The 17,736-nt window shown below is 31.5% G+C and carries 23 protein-coding genes; 5 read left to right on the forward strand and 18 right to left on the reverse strand.

Translation table 11 applies throughout. The features are described from left to right. Positions 1-14 precede the first annotated feature (14 nt). Positions 15-974, reverse strand: coding sequence for a MarR family transcriptional regulator (locus tag ABXT63_RS04470; RefSeq protein WP_415320393.1), 960 nt, complete (start codon positions 972-974; stop codon positions 15-17). A gap of 101 nt (positions 975-1,075) precedes the next feature. Here ABXT63_RS04470 and ABXT63_RS04475 point away from each other — a divergent pair, with 101 nt between their 5' ends. Then, positions 1,076-1,291: a hypothetical protein gene (locus ABXT63_RS04475; protein WP_415320394.1), complete on the forward strand. Its 216-nt coding sequence runs from the start codon at positions 1,076-1,078 to the stop codon at positions 1,289-1,291. A 13-nt stretch (positions 1,292-1,304) separates the two neighbouring features. Here ABXT63_RS04475 and ABXT63_RS04480 read toward each other — a convergent pair whose 3' ends face one another. The 6 genes from ABXT63_RS04480 to ABXT63_RS04505 are packed head-to-tail and all read right to left on the reverse strand — an operon-like array spanning position 1,305 to position 8,156. Further along, positions 1,305-2,924, reverse strand: a complete 1,620-nt coding sequence (locus ABXT63_RS04480; RefSeq protein WP_415320395.1) for an electron transfer flavoprotein-ubiquinone oxidoreductase — start codon at positions 2,922-2,924, stop codon at positions 1,305-1,307. Positions 2,925-2,947: 23 nt separating this feature from the next. Continuing rightward, complete coding sequence (locus tag ABXT63_RS04485; RefSeq protein ID WP_415320396.1) at positions 2,948-3,901, reverse strand: electron transfer flavoprotein subunit alpha/FixB family protein; 954 nt, start codon at positions 3,899-3,901, stop codon at positions 2,948-2,950. Further along, on the reverse strand, positions 3,901-4,650 hold the full coding sequence (locus ABXT63_RS04490) for an electron transfer flavoprotein subunit beta/FixA family protein (protein WP_415320397.1): 750 nt from the start codon (positions 4,648-4,650) through the stop codon (positions 3,901-3,903). Before ABXT63_RS04490 ends, ABXT63_RS04485 begins: the two co-directional genes overlap by 1 nt. Further along, a complete protein-coding gene (locus tag ABXT63_RS04495) occupies positions 4,650-7,082 on the reverse strand; it encodes a GcvT family protein (RefSeq protein ID WP_415320398.1) in 2,433 nt (810 codons plus the stop codon). The genes ABXT63_RS04490 and ABXT63_RS04495 overlap by 1 nt, the downstream gene beginning before the upstream one ends. 59 nt (positions 7,083-7,141) lie before the next feature. Then, entirely contained in the window at positions 7,142-7,645 is a 504-nt protein-coding gene (locus tag ABXT63_RS04500) for a DUF4864 domain-containing protein (protein WP_415320399.1), read from the reverse strand. Continuing rightward, entirely contained in the window at positions 7,587-8,156 is a 570-nt protein-coding gene (locus ABXT63_RS04505) for an NAD(P)H-dependent oxidoreductase (protein ID WP_415320400.1), read from the reverse strand. Before ABXT63_RS04505 ends, ABXT63_RS04500 begins: the two co-directional genes overlap by 59 nt. 34 nt (positions 8,157-8,190) lie before the next feature. Between ABXT63_RS04505 and ABXT63_RS04510 the strand changes: the two genes are divergently transcribed. Further along, positions 8,191-8,373 carry a hypothetical protein gene (locus ABXT63_RS04510; protein ID WP_415320401.1) on the forward strand — a complete coding sequence of 61 codons (183 nt, stop codon included), beginning with the start codon at positions 8,191-8,193 and terminating at the stop codon, positions 8,371-8,373. A gap of 67 nt (positions 8,374-8,440) precedes the next feature. Here ABXT63_RS04510 and ABXT63_RS04515 read toward each other — a convergent pair whose 3' ends face one another. From ABXT63_RS04515 to ABXT63_RS04540, 6 genes are read right to left on the reverse strand one after another with little or no spacing between them, the layout of a single operon-like run. Continuing rightward, positions 8,441-8,866, reverse strand: coding sequence for a CoA-binding protein (locus ABXT63_RS04515; protein WP_415320402.1), 426 nt, complete (start codon positions 8,864-8,866; stop codon positions 8,441-8,443). After that, positions 8,851-9,636 (reverse strand): enoyl-CoA hydratase, encoded by a 786-nt coding sequence (locus tag ABXT63_RS04520; RefSeq protein ID WP_415320403.1) that lies wholly within the window; start codon positions 9,634-9,636, stop codon positions 8,851-8,853. Before ABXT63_RS04520 ends, ABXT63_RS04515 begins: the two co-directional genes overlap by 16 nt. Beyond that, entirely contained in the window at positions 9,620-9,994 is a 375-nt protein-coding gene (locus ABXT63_RS04525) for a cytidyltransferase (RefSeq protein ID WP_271519061.1), read from the reverse strand. The genes ABXT63_RS04520 and ABXT63_RS04525 overlap by 17 nt, the downstream gene beginning before the upstream one ends. Beyond that, positions 9,994-10,401 carry an AAA family ATPase gene (locus ABXT63_RS04530; protein ID WP_415320404.1) on the reverse strand — a complete coding sequence of 136 codons (408 nt, stop codon included), beginning with the start codon at positions 10,399-10,401 and terminating at the stop codon, positions 9,994-9,996. Before ABXT63_RS04530 ends, ABXT63_RS04525 begins: the two co-directional genes overlap by 1 nt. 1 nt (position 10,402) lies before the next feature. After that, positions 10,403-11,032, reverse strand: coding sequence for a class I SAM-dependent DNA methyltransferase (locus ABXT63_RS04535; RefSeq protein WP_415320405.1), 630 nt, complete (start codon positions 11,030-11,032; stop codon positions 10,403-10,405). A gap of 8 nt (positions 11,033-11,040) precedes the next feature. Continuing rightward, a complete protein-coding gene (locus ABXT63_RS04540; protein ID WP_415320406.1) occupies positions 11,041-12,237 on the reverse strand; it encodes an aromatic ring-hydroxylating oxygenase subunit alpha in 1,197 nt (398 codons plus the stop codon). 101 nt (positions 12,238-12,338) lie between these two features. On the opposite strand from ABXT63_RS04540, the gene ABXT63_RS04545 reads away from it, so the two are divergent. From ABXT63_RS04545 to ABXT63_RS04555, 3 genes are all read left to right on the forward strand, one after another. Continuing rightward, on the forward strand, positions 12,339-13,067 hold the full coding sequence (locus ABXT63_RS04545; RefSeq protein WP_415320407.1) for a methylenetetrahydrofolate reductase: 729 nt from the start codon (positions 12,339-12,341) through the stop codon (positions 13,065-13,067). Beyond that, positions 13,060-14,418 carry a glycine cleavage T C-terminal barrel domain-containing protein gene (locus ABXT63_RS04550; protein WP_415320408.1) on the forward strand — a complete coding sequence of 453 codons (1,359 nt, stop codon included), beginning with the start codon at positions 13,060-13,062 and terminating at the stop codon, positions 14,416-14,418. The genes ABXT63_RS04545 and ABXT63_RS04550 overlap by 8 nt, the downstream gene beginning before the upstream one ends. A gap of 146 nt (positions 14,419-14,564) precedes the next feature. Further along, positions 14,565-15,110 (forward strand): hypothetical protein, encoded by a 546-nt coding sequence (locus ABXT63_RS04555; RefSeq protein ID WP_415320409.1) that lies wholly within the window; start codon positions 14,565-14,567, stop codon positions 15,108-15,110. Here the strand turns inward: ABXT63_RS04555 and ABXT63_RS04560 are convergent. The 5 genes from ABXT63_RS04560 to ABXT63_RS04580 form a co-directional block, all read right to left on the reverse strand. Beyond that, positions 15,107-15,544 (reverse strand): DUF952 domain-containing protein, encoded by a 438-nt coding sequence (locus ABXT63_RS04560; RefSeq protein ID WP_415320410.1) that lies wholly within the window; start codon positions 15,542-15,544, stop codon positions 15,107-15,109. The genes ABXT63_RS04555 and ABXT63_RS04560 overlap by 4 nt on opposite strands. A gap of 218 nt (positions 15,545-15,762) precedes the next feature. Continuing rightward, positions 15,763-16,326 (reverse strand): DUF924 family protein, encoded by a 564-nt coding sequence (locus ABXT63_RS04565; RefSeq protein ID WP_415320411.1) that lies wholly within the window; start codon positions 16,324-16,326, stop codon positions 15,763-15,765. A 3-nt stretch (positions 16,327-16,329) separates the two neighbouring features. Beyond that, the gene (locus tag ABXT63_RS04570) at positions 16,330-16,653 is read right to left on the reverse strand and encodes an inositol monophosphatase family protein (RefSeq protein WP_415321948.1); all 324 of its coding nucleotides are present in this window, start codon (positions 16,651-16,653) and stop codon (positions 16,330-16,332) included. Positions 16,654-16,682: 29 nt separating this feature from the next. Next, entirely contained in the window at positions 16,683-17,138 is a 456-nt protein-coding gene (locus ABXT63_RS04575) for an inositol monophosphatase family protein (RefSeq protein ID WP_415320412.1), read from the reverse strand. Beyond that, positions 17,138-17,719 carry an FMN-dependent NADH-azoreductase gene (locus tag ABXT63_RS04580; RefSeq protein WP_415320413.1) on the reverse strand — a complete coding sequence of 194 codons (582 nt, stop codon included), beginning with the start codon at positions 17,717-17,719 and terminating at the stop codon, positions 17,138-17,140. The genes ABXT63_RS04575 and ABXT63_RS04580 overlap by 1 nt, the downstream gene beginning before the upstream one ends. Between the last annotated feature and the right edge of the window lie 17 nt (positions 17,720-17,736).

Consider the following 17,736-nt stretch of genomic DNA (forward strand, 5'->3'; position numbering starts at 1 on the left):
TCAAGATAAGATAATTAGATTATAATTTTAATTTGATTAAAAGCTCTATAAATAAAATTACTTAAAGATCTCATATTTTGATTTTGTAATTCATAAATTTCATCTACTGCAACACCTGAGATGTTTAAAATAATTAATTTTTTTTCATTAATTTGAAGAATATTTCTTTTTATCAATTTTTTTACTTTTCTAATAACTGTTATTCTTGGAATTCCTGTTATATCAGAAATAGACATTGCATTAACTCCTCTTTCATCAGACCCTTGAATTGAAATTTGATATTTTTTTCTAGTTAATTCTTTAAGTTTAAAACTTTTATTTTCAGCTGCGTTAAGTAGAACTATAACTCCAACGCAAAAAGTTTCTAAGTCTCCAACTGTTTTTCTGCATCTGTTGGTAAATATAAATAAGAACTTATAAAATTGATACCAAACAAAAGAAAAGTTTTTTTTAATTGAATCTGAAATTTCTGTAGTTGGGTAAGCTACTTCAACAATCCCTTCTTCTTTAAGAATTTTATTAAACTCACACAATAAAACACTCATATTTTTTAAAGTTAAATTTGCTTGAACTACAGGAATTGCTGTTGTATTTACAAAAATTTGTTTACCTTTTCTTTTAATTATCTCTGCTTTTTCTAGTTCTTCAACTTTTCTTCTTACACTCTCTTTTGGTATTTGAAGATCTTTTGAAATTTTGCTGATATTAATTTTTGCTACTTCTAATGTTTTATCCTTATAGAATGTATCATAATCAACTATTAACCCATTTTTTCTAAAAAATATGAAATCTTGGTTAATTATGTAAATTAAGATTATATATTTATCTATATTTCTAAAATTTTCGTAGGCCCCAATCAACCAACCGTTTATCCATTTGTAATAATATGGTGCCAATCTACTAAAGTGTTTATCAATTACTTTGATGAATATTTTTTCATCAATTTGAGATGATATAGTTGGTTTAGTATTCATAATTCTAAAAAACCCATATTGGACAATTGATAGATAAGAGTTAACCCATTTTGGACATTGGAATTATTTCAATTTTTTTAGTAAGTTGGTATTGATTATCCATGAGTTCAGAAAAAGTAATTTCTACAGAAGTGAATGGTCTTCCTCCTTTAACCCCTGAAAAGAGTGAGGGAGTTTCATCATCTGGACGAGTTGATATAAATATTCTCTTAAATAGAGCAAGAAAAGTGAAAGAAAAAGAAACAAGAACAAACTTAGTTTTTTCAGGATTAATACTTTCTTTAATTTTTATAGTTGGAATAATTTTATCTTTCTAAGAAATATTTTTAATTACATATTTCCGTATTTAGGCCCACCACTTCCTTCTGGTGTAACCCATGTAATGTTCTGAGAGGGCTCTTTTATATCACAAGTTTTACAGTGAATACAATTTTGAGAATTTATGACAAATTTATTTACACCATTTTCATTTTGAACTTCATAAACACCAGCAGGACAATATCTTTGCGCAGGTTCATCAAATTTTTCTAAAGTATAACTGATTGGCAAATTTGGATCCTTAAGTTGTAAATGGACTGGCTGATTTTCACTATGGTTAGTTCCTGTTAAATATACAGAACTTGTTTTATCAAAAGTAATAATATTATCAGGCTTTGGGTAGTAAATTTTAGGCATTTCATTTGCTGGTTTTAAAGTTTCATGATCAGCATGTTTGTGCCTTAAGGTAAAAGGTAATTTTCCCCTAAATAAAATTTGATCTATTCCTGTAAATATTATTCCTAAAATTAAACCCCAGCTAAAGCTTGGCTTAATATTTCGGGCAGTATGTAGCTCTTCATAAATCCAACTTTTTTTAAATTTATCTTCATAAATTGATAAATCTTTCTTTTCTTTTAAATGTTCATTTATAGTTTCAGCAGCAATCATCCCACTTTTCATTGCAGTATGTGATCCTTTAATCTTAGGCATATTTAAAGTTCCTGCATCACAACCAATTAATAAAGCACCAGGCATAAACATTTTTGGTAAACTTTGAAGCCCTCCTTCAATTAAAGCTCTTGCTCCATAAGATATACGTTTTCCACCTTCAATTACTTTTTTTATTACTGGATGAGTTTTAAATCTTTGAAATTCATCGAATGGTGAAAGGTGTGGGTTTTTATAATCAAGACCAATTACATAACCTAAAAAAACTTGTTTGTTTTCTGCATGATACATAAAACTTCCACCATAAGTATTGTTATCTAAAGGCCAACCTGCGGTATGCATTACCATTCCGTCTTCATGATTTTGTTCACTGATTTCCCAAATTTCTTTAAATCCAATTCCATACTGTTGAGGATCTTTACCTTCATCAAGGTTAAATTTTTTTATAAGTTCTTTTCCAAGATGTCCTCTGCATCCTTCTGCAAAAACAGTGACTTTTCCTAAAAGCTCTATGCCTGGTTCAAAGCCATCTTTCTTATTTCCATCTTTATCAACTCCCATGTCTTGAGTTGCAACTCCCTTAACTGATCCATCTTCTTTGTATAAAATTTCACTTGCAGGAAAGCCTGGAAATATTTCTACACCTAAAGCTTCAGCTTGTTCTGCTAGCCATCTACATAGGTTTGCTAAACTGATTATGTAATTATTATGATTTTGTTGAACTGATGGAAGTAGCCATGTCGGCCAGCTTAATGATTTTGATTTTCCTAAAAATAAGAATTTTTCTTTAGAAACCTTAGTTTTTATAGGTGAATTAAGTTCTTTCCAGTTTGGTAATAACTCATCTAAAGCTCTAGTTTCAAACACATTACCGCTTAAAATATGCGCTCCAATCTCTGAGGCTTTTTCAAGTAAACACACATTTAATTCTGGATCTAATTGTTTAAGTTTAATTGCCGTAGATAGTCCTGAAGGACCACCCCCAACGATTACCACATCATAATCCATTGCTTCTCTAGGCATATCTTAAATTTTTACAGTATTGATTATTTTTGTATACTATTTAATTTATTCAATTCTTCTAGGAATTGAGGTAACGCCTCAAATAAATCAGCTTCTAGACCATAGTCTGCGACACTAAATATTGGAGCTTCACCATCTTTATTTATAGCAACAATTATTTTGCTTTCTTTCATTCCAGCTAAGTGCTGAATTGCTCCTGAAATTCCAACCGCAATATATAAATCAGGCACAACTACTTTACCAGTTTGACCAACTTGGTGTTCATTGCTTATATAACCTGCATCAACTGCAGCTCTTGATGCACCAATTGCAGCATTTAATTTATCTGCAATATCAGCAATCAATTTAAAATTCTCTCCATTCTGCATTCCTCTACCACCTGAAATTACAACTCTAGCCGTTCCAAGCTCAGGTCTATCTGATTTAACTTCTTCTCTTTTAATAAATTTTGATAAAGTAAACTCTTCAGTTGCTTCAATTTTTTCTATTGGAGCAGATCCACCAGATGTTTCACAAGGTTCAAAAGAAGTTGGTCTAATTGTTATGCATTTTTTTGTATCTGTACTTTTTACTGTAGCAAATGCATTTCCTGCATAAATAGGTCTTATGAATGTATCAGGCGATATAACTTTAGTAATATCACTTACTTGAGATATATCTAAATGAGCTGCTATTCTTGGCATCAAATTCTTACCAAATGTATTTGCAGAGCTAACAATGTGAGAATAATTTTCTGAAACTTTAACGACTAATGGTGCAAAGTTTTCTGCTAAGTAGTTTTCATAGTGAGCAGCTTCAGCGTGTAGTACTTTTTTAACAGCTGGCATTTCAGATAATAATTTAGCAACGTCTCCACAATTATTTCCAATTAATAAAACATGTACATCTCCATCCATTTGTGATGCTGCAGTAATTGCGTTTAATGTAAAAGGTCTTACTTCTTTATTATTATGCTCTGCTATTAATAAAACTGACATTATATTACCTTTGCCTCATTTTTAAGTTTGCTAACCAACTCAGCAACACTTGCAACTTTAATTCCTGCTTTTCTTTTTGGTGGCTCTTCCACTTTAATTTGCTGAACTCTTGGTGTAGTATCAATCCCTAAGTCTGTAGCAGTTAATATTTCTAAAGGTTTCTTTTTAGCTTTCATTATATTTGGTAGTGAGGCATAACGTGGCTCATTTAATCTTAGATCACAGGTAACAATGGCTGGAAGATTAACCTCGATTGTTTCTAATCCCTCATCAACCTCTCTTGTTACTTCTAAAGTTTTGTCTTTTACTTCAATTTTTGATGCAAAAGTTGCTTGGGGCCAGTTCAATAAAGCACTTAACATTTGACCTGTTTGGTTACAGTCATCATCAATTGCTTGTTTGCCCATAAAAACTAGATCTGGTTTTTCTTTTTCAACAATCTTTTGTAGTGCTTTTGCTACAGCTAACGGTTCAACTGTTCCTTCTGTTTTGATTAAAATACCTCTATCAGCACCAACAGCCAAAGCTTTTCTAACAGTTTCTTGTGATTTTTCCTCACCGACTGTAATTGCAATAATCTCTGTTGCTTTTCCTGCTTCTTTAATTTTTACAGCTTCTTCAATCGCATTATCGTCAGGTGGATTGCTCGACATTTTTACATTATCAGTTACAACACCAGTTCCATCCTCTTTAACTCTGACTTGAACGTTGTAATCAATTACTCTTTTAACAGCGACTAATATTTTCATTATGCTCTCAATAAATCATTTTCTGGATCGTAGGGACTCTCATCTAATATAGTAGCATCGTACATTTTTCCTAAAATATCAATTTTCAATTTTTGACCAGTTGTCGCAACATCAGGGTTCACCATTCCTAATGCAATCGATTTACCCAGTCTAAATCCAAAATCTCCTCCTGTTGCACGTCCAACAACTTTATTGTTTTCATAAATTGGATTATTTCCCAATACATCTGCATCTTCAACATTGTGAATTTCCATAGTAACCAGTTTATTTTTAAAACCTTTTTCTCTCCACTTATTAAGTGCTTCTAAGCCAATAAAGTTTCCTTTATTAGGATGTATAAATCTATCTAGTCCAGATTCGTAAGGTGAATATTCAATTGATAATTCTGTCCCAACAAGTTTATAAGATTTTTCAAGTCTTAAACTATTCATTGCTCTAATTCCATAAGGCTTAAGACCTAAATCTTTGCCAGCTTCCATTAATTTATCAAATATATGGTTTTGGTATTCAATTGGATGATGAAGCTCCCAACCAAGTTCCCCTACAAAGTTTACTCTCATAGCATTCACTGGCGCATTTCCAACATTCACATTTTTAGCACTCAACCATTTAAAGTTTTCACCAGAAAAATCATCGCTGGAAACTCTTGTCATTAATTCTCTAGCCTTTGGACCAGACACAACTAGCACACCCATACTATTAGTTAGATTTTCAAATTGAACTGTCCCATCATTTGGCATCCATTTTTGAATCCAGTCATGGTCTAATCTTTGGTTCGCTCCTGCAGAAACTAAATAGAAACTATCTGGAGCTTCTCTCATTATTGTAAATTCGGAATGCACTCCTCCTTTAGTATTAAGGGCGTGACATAAACCAATTCTTCCTATTTTTTTTGGAAGTTTGTTTGCTACTAAATAATCTAAAAATTCTTCAGCACCAGATCCTTTAATTCTACATTTTGCAAATGCAGTCATATCTAAAAGACCCACATTTTCTTTTACATTTTTACATTCTTTTTTTATTGCTTCAAACCACTTGGATCTTCTAAAAGACCAATCATCTTTTTGTTCCATTCCATCTACTGCAAAGAAATTAGGTCTTTCCCAACCAAATTTTTGCCCAAAAACAGCACCTAATGCTTTCATTCTATCATAACAAGGTGATGTTCTTAATTCTCTAGCAGCACCTCTTTCTTCGTCAGGATAATGAACTTTAAATACATGGTTGTAAGCTTCTTCATTTTTTTCTTTTAAATAAGATTTTGTTGCATAATCACCAAACCTTCTAGGTTCAACACCAAGCATATCAATTGTTGGTTCTCCATCTACAATCCATTCTGCAAGTTGCCAACCCGCTCCACCTGCTGCAGTAATACCAAAACTATGTCCTTCATTTATCCAAAAATTTTTAAGTCCCCAAGCTGGACCAACAATAGGGTTTCCATCAGGTGTGTAACAAATTGCTCCGTTATAAACTTTTTTTACACCTACTTCGCCAAAGGCTGGAACACGATGAATTGCACCTTCTATGTGTGGTGCAAGTCTATCAAGATCTTCTTGGAATAATTCGTACTCTGAATCTTTTGATGGACCGTCTACATAACAGGCTGGAGCACCATCTTCATATGGTCCTAATATTAATCCACCAGCTTCTTCTCTCATGTACCATCTGCTATCACTATCTCTTAAAACTCCCATCTCTGGTAAGCCTTCTTTTTTTCTTTTTAAAATATCTGGGTGTGCTTCTGTAACAATATATTGATGTTCAACCGGAATAACTGGAATATCTAAACCAACCATTTTTCCAGTTTGTCTTGCAAAATTTCCTGAACAAGAAATAACATGTTCGCATTCAATAGCTCCTTTATCAGTTTCAACAATCCACCCATCTTTAGTTTGTTTAATTCCAACTACAGCTGTATTTCTATAAATCTCTGCACCCATATTTCTTGCACCAGTTGCCATTGCCTGAGTTAAGTCTGCAGGTTGAATATATCCATCTTCAGGGTGTTGTATTGCACCAAGTAAATCATCCGTACGACATAAAGGCCAAATTTCTTTTACCTGATCTGGAGTTAAAAATTTTACATCAACACCTATAGTTTGTGCAACACCTGCGTATTGGTGATACTCATCCATCCTATCTTTAGTACTTGCTAAACGAATGTTTGAGACAACACTGAAGCCAACATTTTGTCCTGTCTCTTCTTCTAATTTTTTGTAAAGATCAACTGCATACTTATGAAGCTGTCCAACTGAATAACTCATATTAAATAATGGAAGCAGACCTGCTGCGTGCCAAGTTGATCCTGAAGTTAATTCTTTTCTCTCGACAAGAACAACATCAGACAAACCTTTTTTTGCCAAGTGATAAAGAGCACTAACCCCCACTACGCCACCACCAACTACAACAACTTTAGCTTTAGATTTCATTAGTCCAATTCCTACTATTTTTTTATTATTAACGAAACAAAATTCGTTTAGTTATTAGCTTAAACTGAAGATCCAAGAGGCATTGGTGCGGAGACCATTGTGGTCAGCCAACAGTCCTTAAGGGGACCATTTTTTGTATATTTTTCAACTGACCAGTTGAATTTATAATAGACCTTATCTCTATCAAGAACTGTTACTTCAAAAAGAGCAGTTAAATCATCAGATTTTATCTCCACAACCTTATGGTCCAAGTGATTAAGAAGCATCACATAAGACTTTCCTTTTATCATCGTTTTAAATCGATCTAAAGGACCTGTATTTTTTTGATTATTTGGGTGTGCAAATTCCCAAGTCTGCTCAATTCCATTATCTTTTTTTGGATTATCATTCTGTTTTAAACTTCTTAATTGGATTTTGACAACTTGATAAGGTTCAATCCCGTTATTAGGCTTAACTAATTCAGCAAATGATGGAGATGTTAAAAATAAAGTAATTAAAATTACTTTATATATTTTGTGCAGTTGTTCTGACGTCTTCCAAAAATTGTTCTCTTTTTTTATCACTAACAAACGGTACAGCAAAATATCTTCTATAAACAATATTATAAATGCCACACATGTGAAATACCCCTCTTTTTAATCTTCTTATAGGCAGGTTTAAAAAGAAGGTTGTAATAGCGAGCCTTGGTGATCCATAAGTACAAAAAATTATAGCTTTTTTATCTTTTAAATTTCCCATTGGATAACCATAATTTCCAACTAATTTTTTAAATGTAAATGCCCATGGTGGTGACAAAACTTTATCTATCCATCCCTCCACAATTGCTGGCATTCTAAAGTTCCAAATAGGTGCAATTAGAACAATGGTATCACACTTCTCAATACGTCTACGATGATCTAGAACATCTTCACCAGCTTGTTCACCTGCAAAAACAGGGTTAAATTTTTCCTTATATAGGTCTACACAATCAACTGAATGACCATTTGCTTCAGCTGTTTTTATAAATTTATCTCTAATAGCAGCGTTAAAAGATTTTTCGTTATAATGACCATATAAAAGAAATATTTTTTTCATTTGTGTATTTTTAAACTAGTTCTATAAGAAAGCCATGAAAAATTTTTATGTAATTGAAGGTGAGCATACCAACCCTAACGAGATTGAAACAATATTAAAGAATACTGAAAAAAAATATGGCCCTTTTGAAGAGCAAGAAGCTACTCAAATTGCTAAGGGGTTAATTCAAAAAAATATAGATGATTTTTATCATCGAGCATGGGTAGTCAAAAACTAGCCCTGTAAAACTGGAAAAACTAGGTTTATCCTCAGAATATTAATTACTAATTTAATAAAAATATTTTCTAAATTATTCCAAATAATTTTTGAAATTCAATTTTAGTACATTTGTTAGCAATATAATAAATTTTATTTTTTGTAGCAATTTCTTTAGCCTTATCATTTTCAATATTAAGTTGTAGCCACAAAACATGTGCCCCAATTTCTTTAGTTTGATTGGCTATATCTATAGTCTCTTCACTTGGTCTAAAAACATCAACTATGTCTACTTTTTCTTTTATATCTAATAGAGTTTCATAAACTTTTTCTCCATGTATTGTTTCATTTACACATGTTGGGTTTACAGGAATAACTTTATAACCAGATTTTTGTAAGAATTTCATTACTATATTTGAATCTTTTTCTTTTTTTTTACTTGCCCCAACTAAAGCTATTACTCTTGAGCTAATAAATAGTTCTTTTATTTTATCGTCTATTATTTGTTTTTCCATTTAGGTTTTCTTTTTTGTAAAAATGCAGATATTCCTTCTTTTGCATCCATTGCCATCATATTTTTAGTCATCATTTTACTTGTATAAGCATAAGCTTTTCTTAATGGCATTTCTAATTGATTATAAAAAGTTTGTTTGCCGATTTTAATTGTAAAACTTGATTTTGAAGCAATAGTTTTGGCAACTTTTAATACTTCATTGTTTAATTTTGATTTAGAAAAATGATTATTAATTAATCCAATTTCTTTTGCATAATTTGCTTTAATGGGTTCGCCAGTTAACAGCATCTGCATCATTCTTTTTCTATTAACTTTTCTGCTAACTGCAACCATCGGTGTACTGCAAAATAAACCAATATTTACTCCTGGTGTTGCAAAAATTGCATCATTAGCACTGTAAGCCAGATCACAACTCGCAACTAATTGACAACCTGCTGCAAATGCTGCCCCATGAACTTTTGCAATAACCGGTTTTTTTCCTTCAACTATTTGAAGCATTAATTTTGAGCAAAGATTAAAAAGTTTTTGATATTTTTCTCTTTTCTTTAATCCACTTACTTCTTTTAAATTATGACCTGCACTAAAACCTTTTCCAGACCCTTCAATAATTATTACCTTAATATTTTTGTCTTCATCTAATTTTTTAAAGGCTTTAATTAAATCTTCTAAATTTTTAAATGAAAGTGCATTATATGTTTTTGGCTCATTAATGATGATTGAAGCAATATCTTTATTTAAAAGTTTAACTTTAATATTACTTAAGTTTGCCATCTTCTCTCATTTTAGCTCTAATTTTTGTTGCTGAGATTTGTTGAATTTCCTCTGATAGAACAACTTCTTCTATTTTGTAACCAACCCCTCTTCCGTAACAAATATTAGTAATATTAGGAACCATCATTACTTTAAATCTACCTTCAAATTCTGGGTTTAATTTTTCTTCAATATTCTTTTTAACTGTATCAAAATCAAATGGATTATCGTCAACACCTTGAACATCTCTTATTTGAATACAAACTTGACCCGTTTTTTTAACAATTTCTTGAAATAAAGCATAGTGACCATCATGAAATGGTTGCCATCTGCCAAGCATTTGTGCAGTCGGTTTTTTATTATCCCATTCGTAAGCCATTATTTGATCTCCTCTACTATTATTGGTGCCCAATGTTTAGCATCTTGAGTTGTAACCTGACAGTCAAATTTTTCAGGTTTAACAAACATCTTGTTAGTATCATCAAAACGTCCCTCTTTTATTGTGTTTACCCAAACTATATAATCTGCAGGAAATAAACTTCTTGCTTCAGGCGTTGGGCAAACAAAATCTGCAATAACATAATTTCCATCATCTTTTAATTTTTTTGCAAAATCTGCCATTCTTTTGGCTTGTCTTATTCTGCCTTCTTCTGAAAAATCCCAATCATTGGCTTCTTTTCTAACTTCATCAGCATTAAGTCTTTTAGCATCTAGTGATGGGGCAATTTCATTTGCTAAAGTTGTTTTGCCAGATCCTGGTAGACCCATTATTAATATTATTTTCATTTTATTTTATAACCTCATATAGACCGAGCCACGCATTTACATCTTTGCTGGCAATATAATCTGATTTAAAAAATTCAATTTCTTTCCATTTATTCTTATCTTTTAATTCTTTTATTTTTTTATTAAACCCATATTCCTCGTAAATTCCTTCATTAATAGTAAAACAAATTAAACCTTTATTTTTTGTAATCCTTACAAATTCATCTAAAGCGCTGGGTTTGACATGTGCATATGTAAAAGTTCCAACACACATAACCGCATCATAAAAATTATCTTCTATTTTAATTGGTTGATTTAGATCTACTTTATATAGCTTTTTATATAAATCTTTTGGTATCGTATCTAATAAAGTTTTAGATAAATCTGCTCCATGAAAATTTTTATATCCAAAATTTTTTAATTCTTTAGCAACAAGGCCTGTGCCACAACCTGCATCAAAAATTAATATGTCTTTGCTTTGAGCGTATTTTTTAAAAGTGTTTACTGTTTCTTTTGGACCTGAATAATCCCAATCAACCATATCTTTATTATACTTATCGTTGTCGCCCCACTCGTCATAAAAATCCATTACTTCTTTGGTAGTTTTAAGTTTATAAATTGGGATTTTATTTCCCACATCTTTTAGAGACATTTACTTTTTCATTCAGTTAAATTATTAGCAATCCATTTATGAAATTCATGTGTAGGATTATCCATTATTGGTGAAAAATTTCCACCATTATATGCTGGTGAATTTCTACCTTCCTGCATACCTTCAATAGCTTTTATATCTTCTGACATAACTTCTTTCCAAAATTCTGCATTTTTTTTTCTCATCTCAGTAAACTCAGTTCCATTCGCACTATCATCACCTACATAATACATCATTAAATGTTCTTTAGTTTCACTAATAGACTTAGGTTCTAACCAAAAAACATAAAAATGATCTATATGAAGACCAATCATTACGTTTGGAAATAAAGCAATATACTCAGCCTTTTTAGACAGTTCTGTTGGCCAATTTGGAAAATTATTAAAAGTTTGATTTCCTTTAACAGGTTGATCGTATTTATTTGTACCTTGGCCAGCAAATCTATTTGGTAGACCTTGGATGTGATAATGGTCACTAATATTTGAAACTTTATTTAATTCAGGATGAATCCAAGGCAAATGATAACTTTCACAATAATTCTCTATTGCAAATTTCCAATTACATTTAACATCAAGACTGAAATACCCATGATCTTTTGAGTGCTTGAGTAATTTTTGATCTTTCTTAGATATGAATTTTGACCATCTTTCCTCAAGAGGCTTGATATACTCATCAAACTCTAATTCATTACCATTTATATTGATAAATATTATGTCCATCCAAACTATGGTTCTAACTTCCTTCAAATTACTTGATGATTTATCGAATTTTTCTGTCTCATGAATATTCAGGCCTCCTATGTGAGGTGTCGCAACCAACTTTCCATCAAAATCGTAGGACCAGGAGTGGTATGGACATCTTAAGACATTTTTCAAAGCACAAGGCTCATCTAAAAGCTTGAAGCCTCTATGGCTACAGACATTGTGAAATACCCTTATTTTTTTCTCTTTGTCTCTTAGAATAATAAGAGGGATACCTAGTAAATTATACGGTTGAGCATCTCCTATATTTGGCACAGAACTTCCAACGCCAATTACTGTCCATTTATTCATGAAAATCCTCTCTCTTTCAATTCTTAGATAGTCAGAGCTGGTGTAGCACTCGTTTGGTAAGCCATGGGCTTTCTCGATGGGGTTCCCAACCACTCTAATTTTGTCCAAATCCAAGATCTTTGAAAGTTCAAGATTTTTAAGATTTTCAGACATTAAAAAAAATTATCACCCACTCAATTTTTGGCAACAATTATTTTTATCCACAAGATGAATTTCTTTGACAGCATTTACAAAAAAGATAATCATCGGGAAAAATGAATTTTTCACTTGAGGTTGGACCTCAAACAGATCTTGATACATTGCCTCCAGTTAAGGATGTTTATGTAACCATGCTTCCAGGAGGAGACTATAAAGAGACAGCTGACCAGTCAGCTGAATTAGTTAAAAAAGGATTTAATCCAGTTCCACATTTTCCAGCAAGATCAATCATGGATGATACTCAACTTAAAGATTACATTGCAAGATGTAAAGATGTGGGTGTTAAACAAGCATTAGTTATTGGTGGAAGTAGAGAGCCAGTTGGAAAATTTGATAGTTCAATTCAAATTTTAGAAACAGGATTTTTTGATAAAATTAAAATAGGAATAGCAGGACATCCAGAGGGAAGTCAGGATATTTCTGATAAAGAATTAGAAAAGGCTATGATAGATAAAAAACCTTACGCTGACTATATAGTGACCCAGTGGTTATTAGAGAGTCAACCTATCGTAGATTTCATTTCTAAGCAGTCAGTACCAGTGCATGTAGGAATTACTGGGCCAATGAAAATAACTAGCTTGATTAAATTTGCTAATATTGTCGGGGCGAAAAATTCTATAAATTTTCTTAAGTCTAATTTTAGTAAGGCATTAGATTTATTGAAACCTAAAGACCCTAATGAATTAATTGGGAAAGTGAAAGAGTTTACTGGCAACTTCCACATTTATACATTCGGCGGCTTGAAGGAAACTAACAGGTGGTTGAAGGAGAACGGTTATGTCTAATGAATTTGATTATACCAAACTAAAGCATGCTACTTCTGTAGATCAATCAGATCGTGAAGTACCATATAACTTAAGACAAAGTGGACCTACAAAAGTTGAAATGTTAATTTCAACAAGAGTAAGAAAATCTCCATACTGGCATCTATCAATGGAAGCTGGATGTTGGAGAGCAACTGTTTACAATCGTATTTATCACCCAAGAGGTTATGTAAAACCCGAAGATGGTGGGGCTATGGTTGAATATGAAGCAATTAAAAATCACGTTACAATGTGGAACGTTGCTGTTGAAAGACAAATTAGAGTTAAAGGTCCTGATGCAGAAAAGTTTACTGACTACGTTATAACTAGAGATGCAACTAAGATCTCACCAATGAGAGCAAGATATGTAATTTTATGTAATGCTTATGGTGGAGTTTTAAATGATCCTATTCTTCTTAGAATTTCAAAAGATGAATTTTGGTTCTCACTATCAGACTCTGATATTGGAATGTATCTTCAAGGTGTTAACGCTGATGGAAGATTTGATTGTACGGTTGAAGAAATTGACGTTTGCCCAGTGCAAATTCAAGGTCCTAAATCAAAAGCTTTAATGAAAGACCTTTGTGGAGATCAAGTTGATTTTGACAACATGCCTTTCTACGGTTTAGCTGAAGTTAAAGTTGGCGGCAGAAGTTGTGTGATTTCTCAGTCTGGTTTCTCAGGTGAAGCTGGATATGAAATCTACTTAAGAGAAGCAACTAAATATGCTGATGATATGTGGAATGCTGTTCTTGCTGCAGGAAAAAAACATAGCCTAATGGTTATTGCTCCTGCTCACCATAGAAGAATTCAAGCCGGAATTCTTTCTTGGGGACAAGATATGGATCAACAACACAATCCTTTCCAGTGTAACCTTGGTTACCAAGTATCACTATCTGGTAAAGGTGAGTGGAATAAAAAAGCTGACTATGTTGGAAAAGCTGCATTAGAGAAAATGGGTGCAGAACTTAAGGATGGTCAAAAACCTTACAAACTTCAGTTAGTAGGTCTTGAGTTGGGTGGAAAACCAATCGAAGAATATGCTCCTGATTTTTGGTTAGTGTCACCTGAGAGTGGTGGAAATCCTGTAGGATTTATCACATCACCTTGGTATCACCCTGAAAAAGGTCAAAATATTGCAATGGGATATGTACCATTTGAGGGAACATTAAATGCTAATAGTTTCCCTAAAGGTAAAGTTGGGACTAAGTACAAAGTTCACTTACCTGCTAAATATTCTGACACACCAGGAACTCCTGTTGATGCAGTTGTAGTGGATATTCCATTTACAGAATTGTTTAACGCAAACACAAGAGAAGTCGTTAAAGGTTAAATTAATTATTTGGGGGAGATTAGTTCTCCCCCACTAATAATGACAAAATCATTCCTAATCGTAGTTTGCATAATAATAGTAATTGCTTTAATACTCTTTCCACTATTTGTTTCTTATAAAGCTCAGAAAAATAAAAAAAATAAATAATGTTTGGTCAATTTTTAAATATAATTGTTCGGTCTATTAAATTAGACAAAACTCTTTACAAGGATAATAAAAACTTTGGTGAGGCTGCAATATATTTTGCAGGACTTATAATGATACTAGACGGCTTAGCTGGAGCTGTTGCTGCAAACACTGTTATTAAAACCCCTATTGCAATGTCTGGATTAACAGCAATTCTTACCTGGTTTGTTTGGGGACTTTTTATCTATGTTATTGGTGTAAAATTATTTCCAGATAAAGAAACTAAAGTTCCATTTAAAAAAGTATTAACAGCAGTTGGGTTTGCTCATGCACCAGGGCTTTTAAGATTTTTTGCTGTAACACCAGATTTAATGATCCCAATAATATTTCTAACTCAGTTCTGGATATTTGCAGGATTAATCATTTCAACAAAACAAGTTTTAAATCTAAAGTCTAATTTTAAATCATTTGGAATAGTTATTTTAGCTTTTTTAATAATTGCTTTTCTTTCAATATCTTTCGTAATGAGCAAAATGAATGCCTTGCCCATTAGCTCTGTAAGTTAAAGTGGAAAAATAGTCTTTGCAGTTTTGCAAGAATTACAAATTTTAAAACTACTTAAAATTAAGTTTTGAAAAACACTTTCATCTTCTTTTTTACATTCTTCACAATAATTATTTGTTTTTTCATATTCCTCTTCTATCTCTAATTCTTCAATAACATTAGAAATATCCAAAGAGGAATATAAGTGTGGAAACATATTTCCATCTGAAGCTTGTTCCCAAATTAGATGATCAAGTTTCAAAGTATCTATCTTTAATAAAATTAAATCTTTTTGGTTTTGATAAAATTTTTTGAGGGTTCCAGCAACCTGGTTATCAGCTGAAAGATGAATATAACCATCTTCTAGATCTTTTTTTGAACCTGTTAATAGACCTTTTTTTTTAGTTTCTTGCCACTCAGATTTAGTACATATTTTATAAACAAACTTGAAGTTCATTTAAAATTTATAATATTCACTGAGGATAATCACAATAAAAAACTTCCCTCTTTCAAGGGAAGTTAATATTAACCATCTAATAGAGAGAGAAGATAATGTTAATTCATTAAATTTTACAAATCTTATAGGGGGGCATATGCAAATAATAAAATGACATATTGTCACTTCTCATATGCAAATTATAAATATCTTATTATCAGTTCATATAATTAGTAATTTTACCAAGATGAATTTGTTTGAGTAAGAAATTTTATTTCCTCTGGGGTTGACTGTCTGTCTAATACTTTATTTCTGTGAGGGTATCTTTTAAATTTTTTGATAACATCCGTGTGGTCTTTCCATGAAATCTTAATTAAATCTACTTGAGGATGATTTTTTAAATGTAAATTAGATAAATTGTGAGCATAAATATGGTCACTAATTTCCTCACTATGTATGAGTGGCAATAGCATAAATAGTTTTTCATGAAAATTCAGTTTTTCAAGATCACCTCTATCAATAATCTCATTAACAATTAATCTACATTTGTGATCTTGTTCAAATGCTTTCTTATCATTTCTGAACAAGTTACGAGAAAATTGATCTAATAGAATAACTAAAGCTAAGCAGGATTTTGGGTCATCTTGCCAGTCATCATATTCGTTTATTATAGCCTTTTGATAGTCGTTAAAAAATTTTTCTCTTATTTTTTTATCAAAAGAATGTTTTTTTCTAAAAAGTTCTTCAGGCAAAGACTCTATAAACCAAAAATCTAATATATTCTGTGATTTACTAGTAATCACTTATCAATATTTTGATACAGGTTTTAAAAGTTTAAGCATCTTATTATGGATAGACTGGTTTGCTGAAACTAAAATATTTCCAGCATTAATAGCATCTCTATTATCCCAGGTAGTTACAACTCCACCTGCAGCTTCTATAATTGGTATTAATGGATGGATATCCCAAATCTTATTTTTTCTTTGAATTATTACGTCTATTTTACCTTCGCAAAAATGTGAATAACTTAATGCATCTGTCACTGGAAACTGCATTAATTTTGTAACTCTTGGAATCTTTGCTTTTTGTTTATTTGAAAGACTACCATAAAAAGCACCAGCAACTTTTATTTGATTAAAAGAAACTTTTTTTGAAACTGTTAGTTTTTTTTTTTTCCATTTTGAAAAATATAAGCTTTATTAGTACTAAAGTTTAGATAATATTTTTTTAATATTGGAAAATTTGCAAGACCAATAATAGGATTACCTTTAAAGTTTAATGATATTAAATTACTCCATGTGGGGTTTCCAATTACATATGATCTAGTTCCATCAATTGGATCTATAACCCAAGTATAGTCACTTAATGATTTCTTGATTCCAAACTCTTCACCTATGATTTGATGTTTAGGAAATCTTTCTTTGATTTTTAATCTTATAAATTTTTCAAATGCTCTGTCAGAAGTTGTAACTGGGTCGTATCCTTTGCCTTTGATTTTATTTGATACTTTAAAAGTTCCATTCAATTTTGAGTAATAATACTTTGTTAAATCTTTAGCTAACTTATTTAAAAAGTCTGCATATAACTTGCATTCTTTTAAATTTAATAAGCTCATCAAGATATTTTGTTAATCTGTTCTTCAGCTTTTTTAACAGATTTTTTATAATCTATAGCCATTTGATCGGCTGCAATTACAGTAATATTTTTAATTCCAAAGAAGTTTAAAACATGCGTTAACCAAGGTGTTAAAAAATCCTCTTTACTATTGATTTTTGTGCCACCAGAAGTGATTATGAGATAAACTAGTTTATCCTCAAGTAGTCCAACTCTACTTCCATCTTCATTGTACTTAAAGGTTTCTTTAACTCTTGCAGCTAGATCTGCCCAGGCTTTCAATGTTGCTGGAGGACCAAAATTATAAATAGGCACTGAAATAATTATGATATCACTCTCCTTTAATTCAAAAACTAACTTATCTGATAGCTCAAACATTTTTTTGTGCTGGTCAGTTTGTTCTCCTACTGAAATTTTCATTCCTGACTCGGTTAAATTTGATATAAAAATCATTTCATCATTAAGATCTCTATAAATAATCTCATCCTCCTTTTTTTTAATTTTATTTAATAATTTTTTAGCTAAAGCTCTTGATGTAGAACCTTCTTTTCTAGCACTTGTATCAATTTGATAAATTTTCATAAGTATAGATAGTTATT

The organism is Candidatus Pelagibacter sp. Uisw_092 (assembly GCF_047729545.1).
GTDB lineage: Bacteria > Pseudomonadota > Alphaproteobacteria > Pelagibacterales > Pelagibacteraceae > Pelagibacter.

Coding starts and splice junctions, on each gene's coding strand:
- ABXT63_RS04495 (WP_415320398.1), bottom strand. CDS start 7,082: ATGAAATCTAAAGCTAAAGTTGTTGTAGTTGGTGGTGGCGTAGTGGGG.
- ABXT63_RS04480 (WP_415320395.1), bottom strand. CDS start 2,924: ATGCCTAGAGAAGCAATGGATTATGATGTGGTAATCGTTGGGGGTGGT.
- ABXT63_RS04535 (WP_415320405.1), bottom strand. CDS start 11,032: ATGTCTCTAAAAGATGTGGGAAATAAAATCCCAATTTATAAACTTAAA.
- ABXT63_RS04540 (WP_415320406.1), bottom strand. CDS start 12,237: ATGTCTGAAAATCTTAAAAATCTTGAACTTTCAAAGATCTTGGATTTG.
- ABXT63_RS04575 (WP_415320412.1), bottom strand. CDS start 17,138: ATGAGCTTATTAAATTTAAAAGAATGCAAGTTATATGCAGACTTTTTA.
- ABXT63_RS04530 (WP_415320404.1), bottom strand. CDS start 10,401: ATGAAAATAATATTAATAATGGGTCTACCAGGATCTGGCAAAACAACT.
- ABXT63_RS04525 (WP_271519061.1), bottom strand. CDS start 9,994: ATGGCTTACGAATGGGATAATAAAAAACCGACTGCACAAATGCTTGGC.
- ABXT63_RS04505 (WP_415320400.1), bottom strand. CDS start 8,156: ATGAAAAAAATATTTCTTTTATATGGTCATTATAACGAAAAATCTTTT.
- ABXT63_RS04490 (WP_415320397.1), bottom strand. CDS start 4,650: ATGAAAATATTAGTCGCTGTTAAAAGAGTAATTGATTACAACGTTCAA.
- ABXT63_RS04580 (WP_415320413.1), bottom strand. CDS start 17,719: ATGAAAATTTATCAAATTGATACAAGTGCTAGAAAAGAAGGTTCTACA.
- ABXT63_RS04545 (WP_415320407.1), top strand. CDS start 12,339: ATGAATTTTTCACTTGAGGTTGGACCTCAAACAGATCTTGATACATTG.
- ABXT63_RS04555 (WP_415320409.1), top strand. CDS start 14,565: ATGTTTGGTCAATTTTTAAATATAATTGTTCGGTCTATTAAATTAGAC.
- ABXT63_RS04470 (WP_415320393.1), bottom strand. CDS start 974: ATGAATACTAAACCAACTATATCATCTCAAATTGATGAAAAAATATTC.
- ABXT63_RS04510 (WP_415320401.1), top strand. CDS start 8,191: ATGAAAAATTTTTATGTAATTGAAGGTGAGCATACCAACCCTAACGAG.
- ABXT63_RS04475 (WP_415320394.1), top strand. CDS start 1,076: ATGAGTTCAGAAAAAGTAATTTCTACAGAAGTGAATGGTCTTCCTCCT.
- ABXT63_RS04560 (WP_415320410.1), bottom strand. CDS start 15,544: ATGAACTTCAAGTTTGTTTATAAAATATGTACTAAATCTGAGTGGCAA.
- ABXT63_RS04515 (WP_415320402.1), bottom strand. CDS start 8,866: ATGGAAAAACAAATAATAGACGATAAAATAAAAGAACTATTTATTAGC.
- ABXT63_RS04550 (WP_415320408.1), top strand. CDS start 13,060: ATGTCTAATGAATTTGATTATACCAAACTAAAGCATGCTACTTCTGTA.
- ABXT63_RS04520 (WP_415320403.1), bottom strand. CDS start 9,636: ATGGCAAACTTAAGTAATATTAAAGTTAAACTTTTAAATAAAGATATT.
- ABXT63_RS04485 (WP_415320396.1), bottom strand. CDS start 3,901: ATGTCAGTTTTATTAATAGCAGAGCATAATAATAAAGAAGTAAGACCT.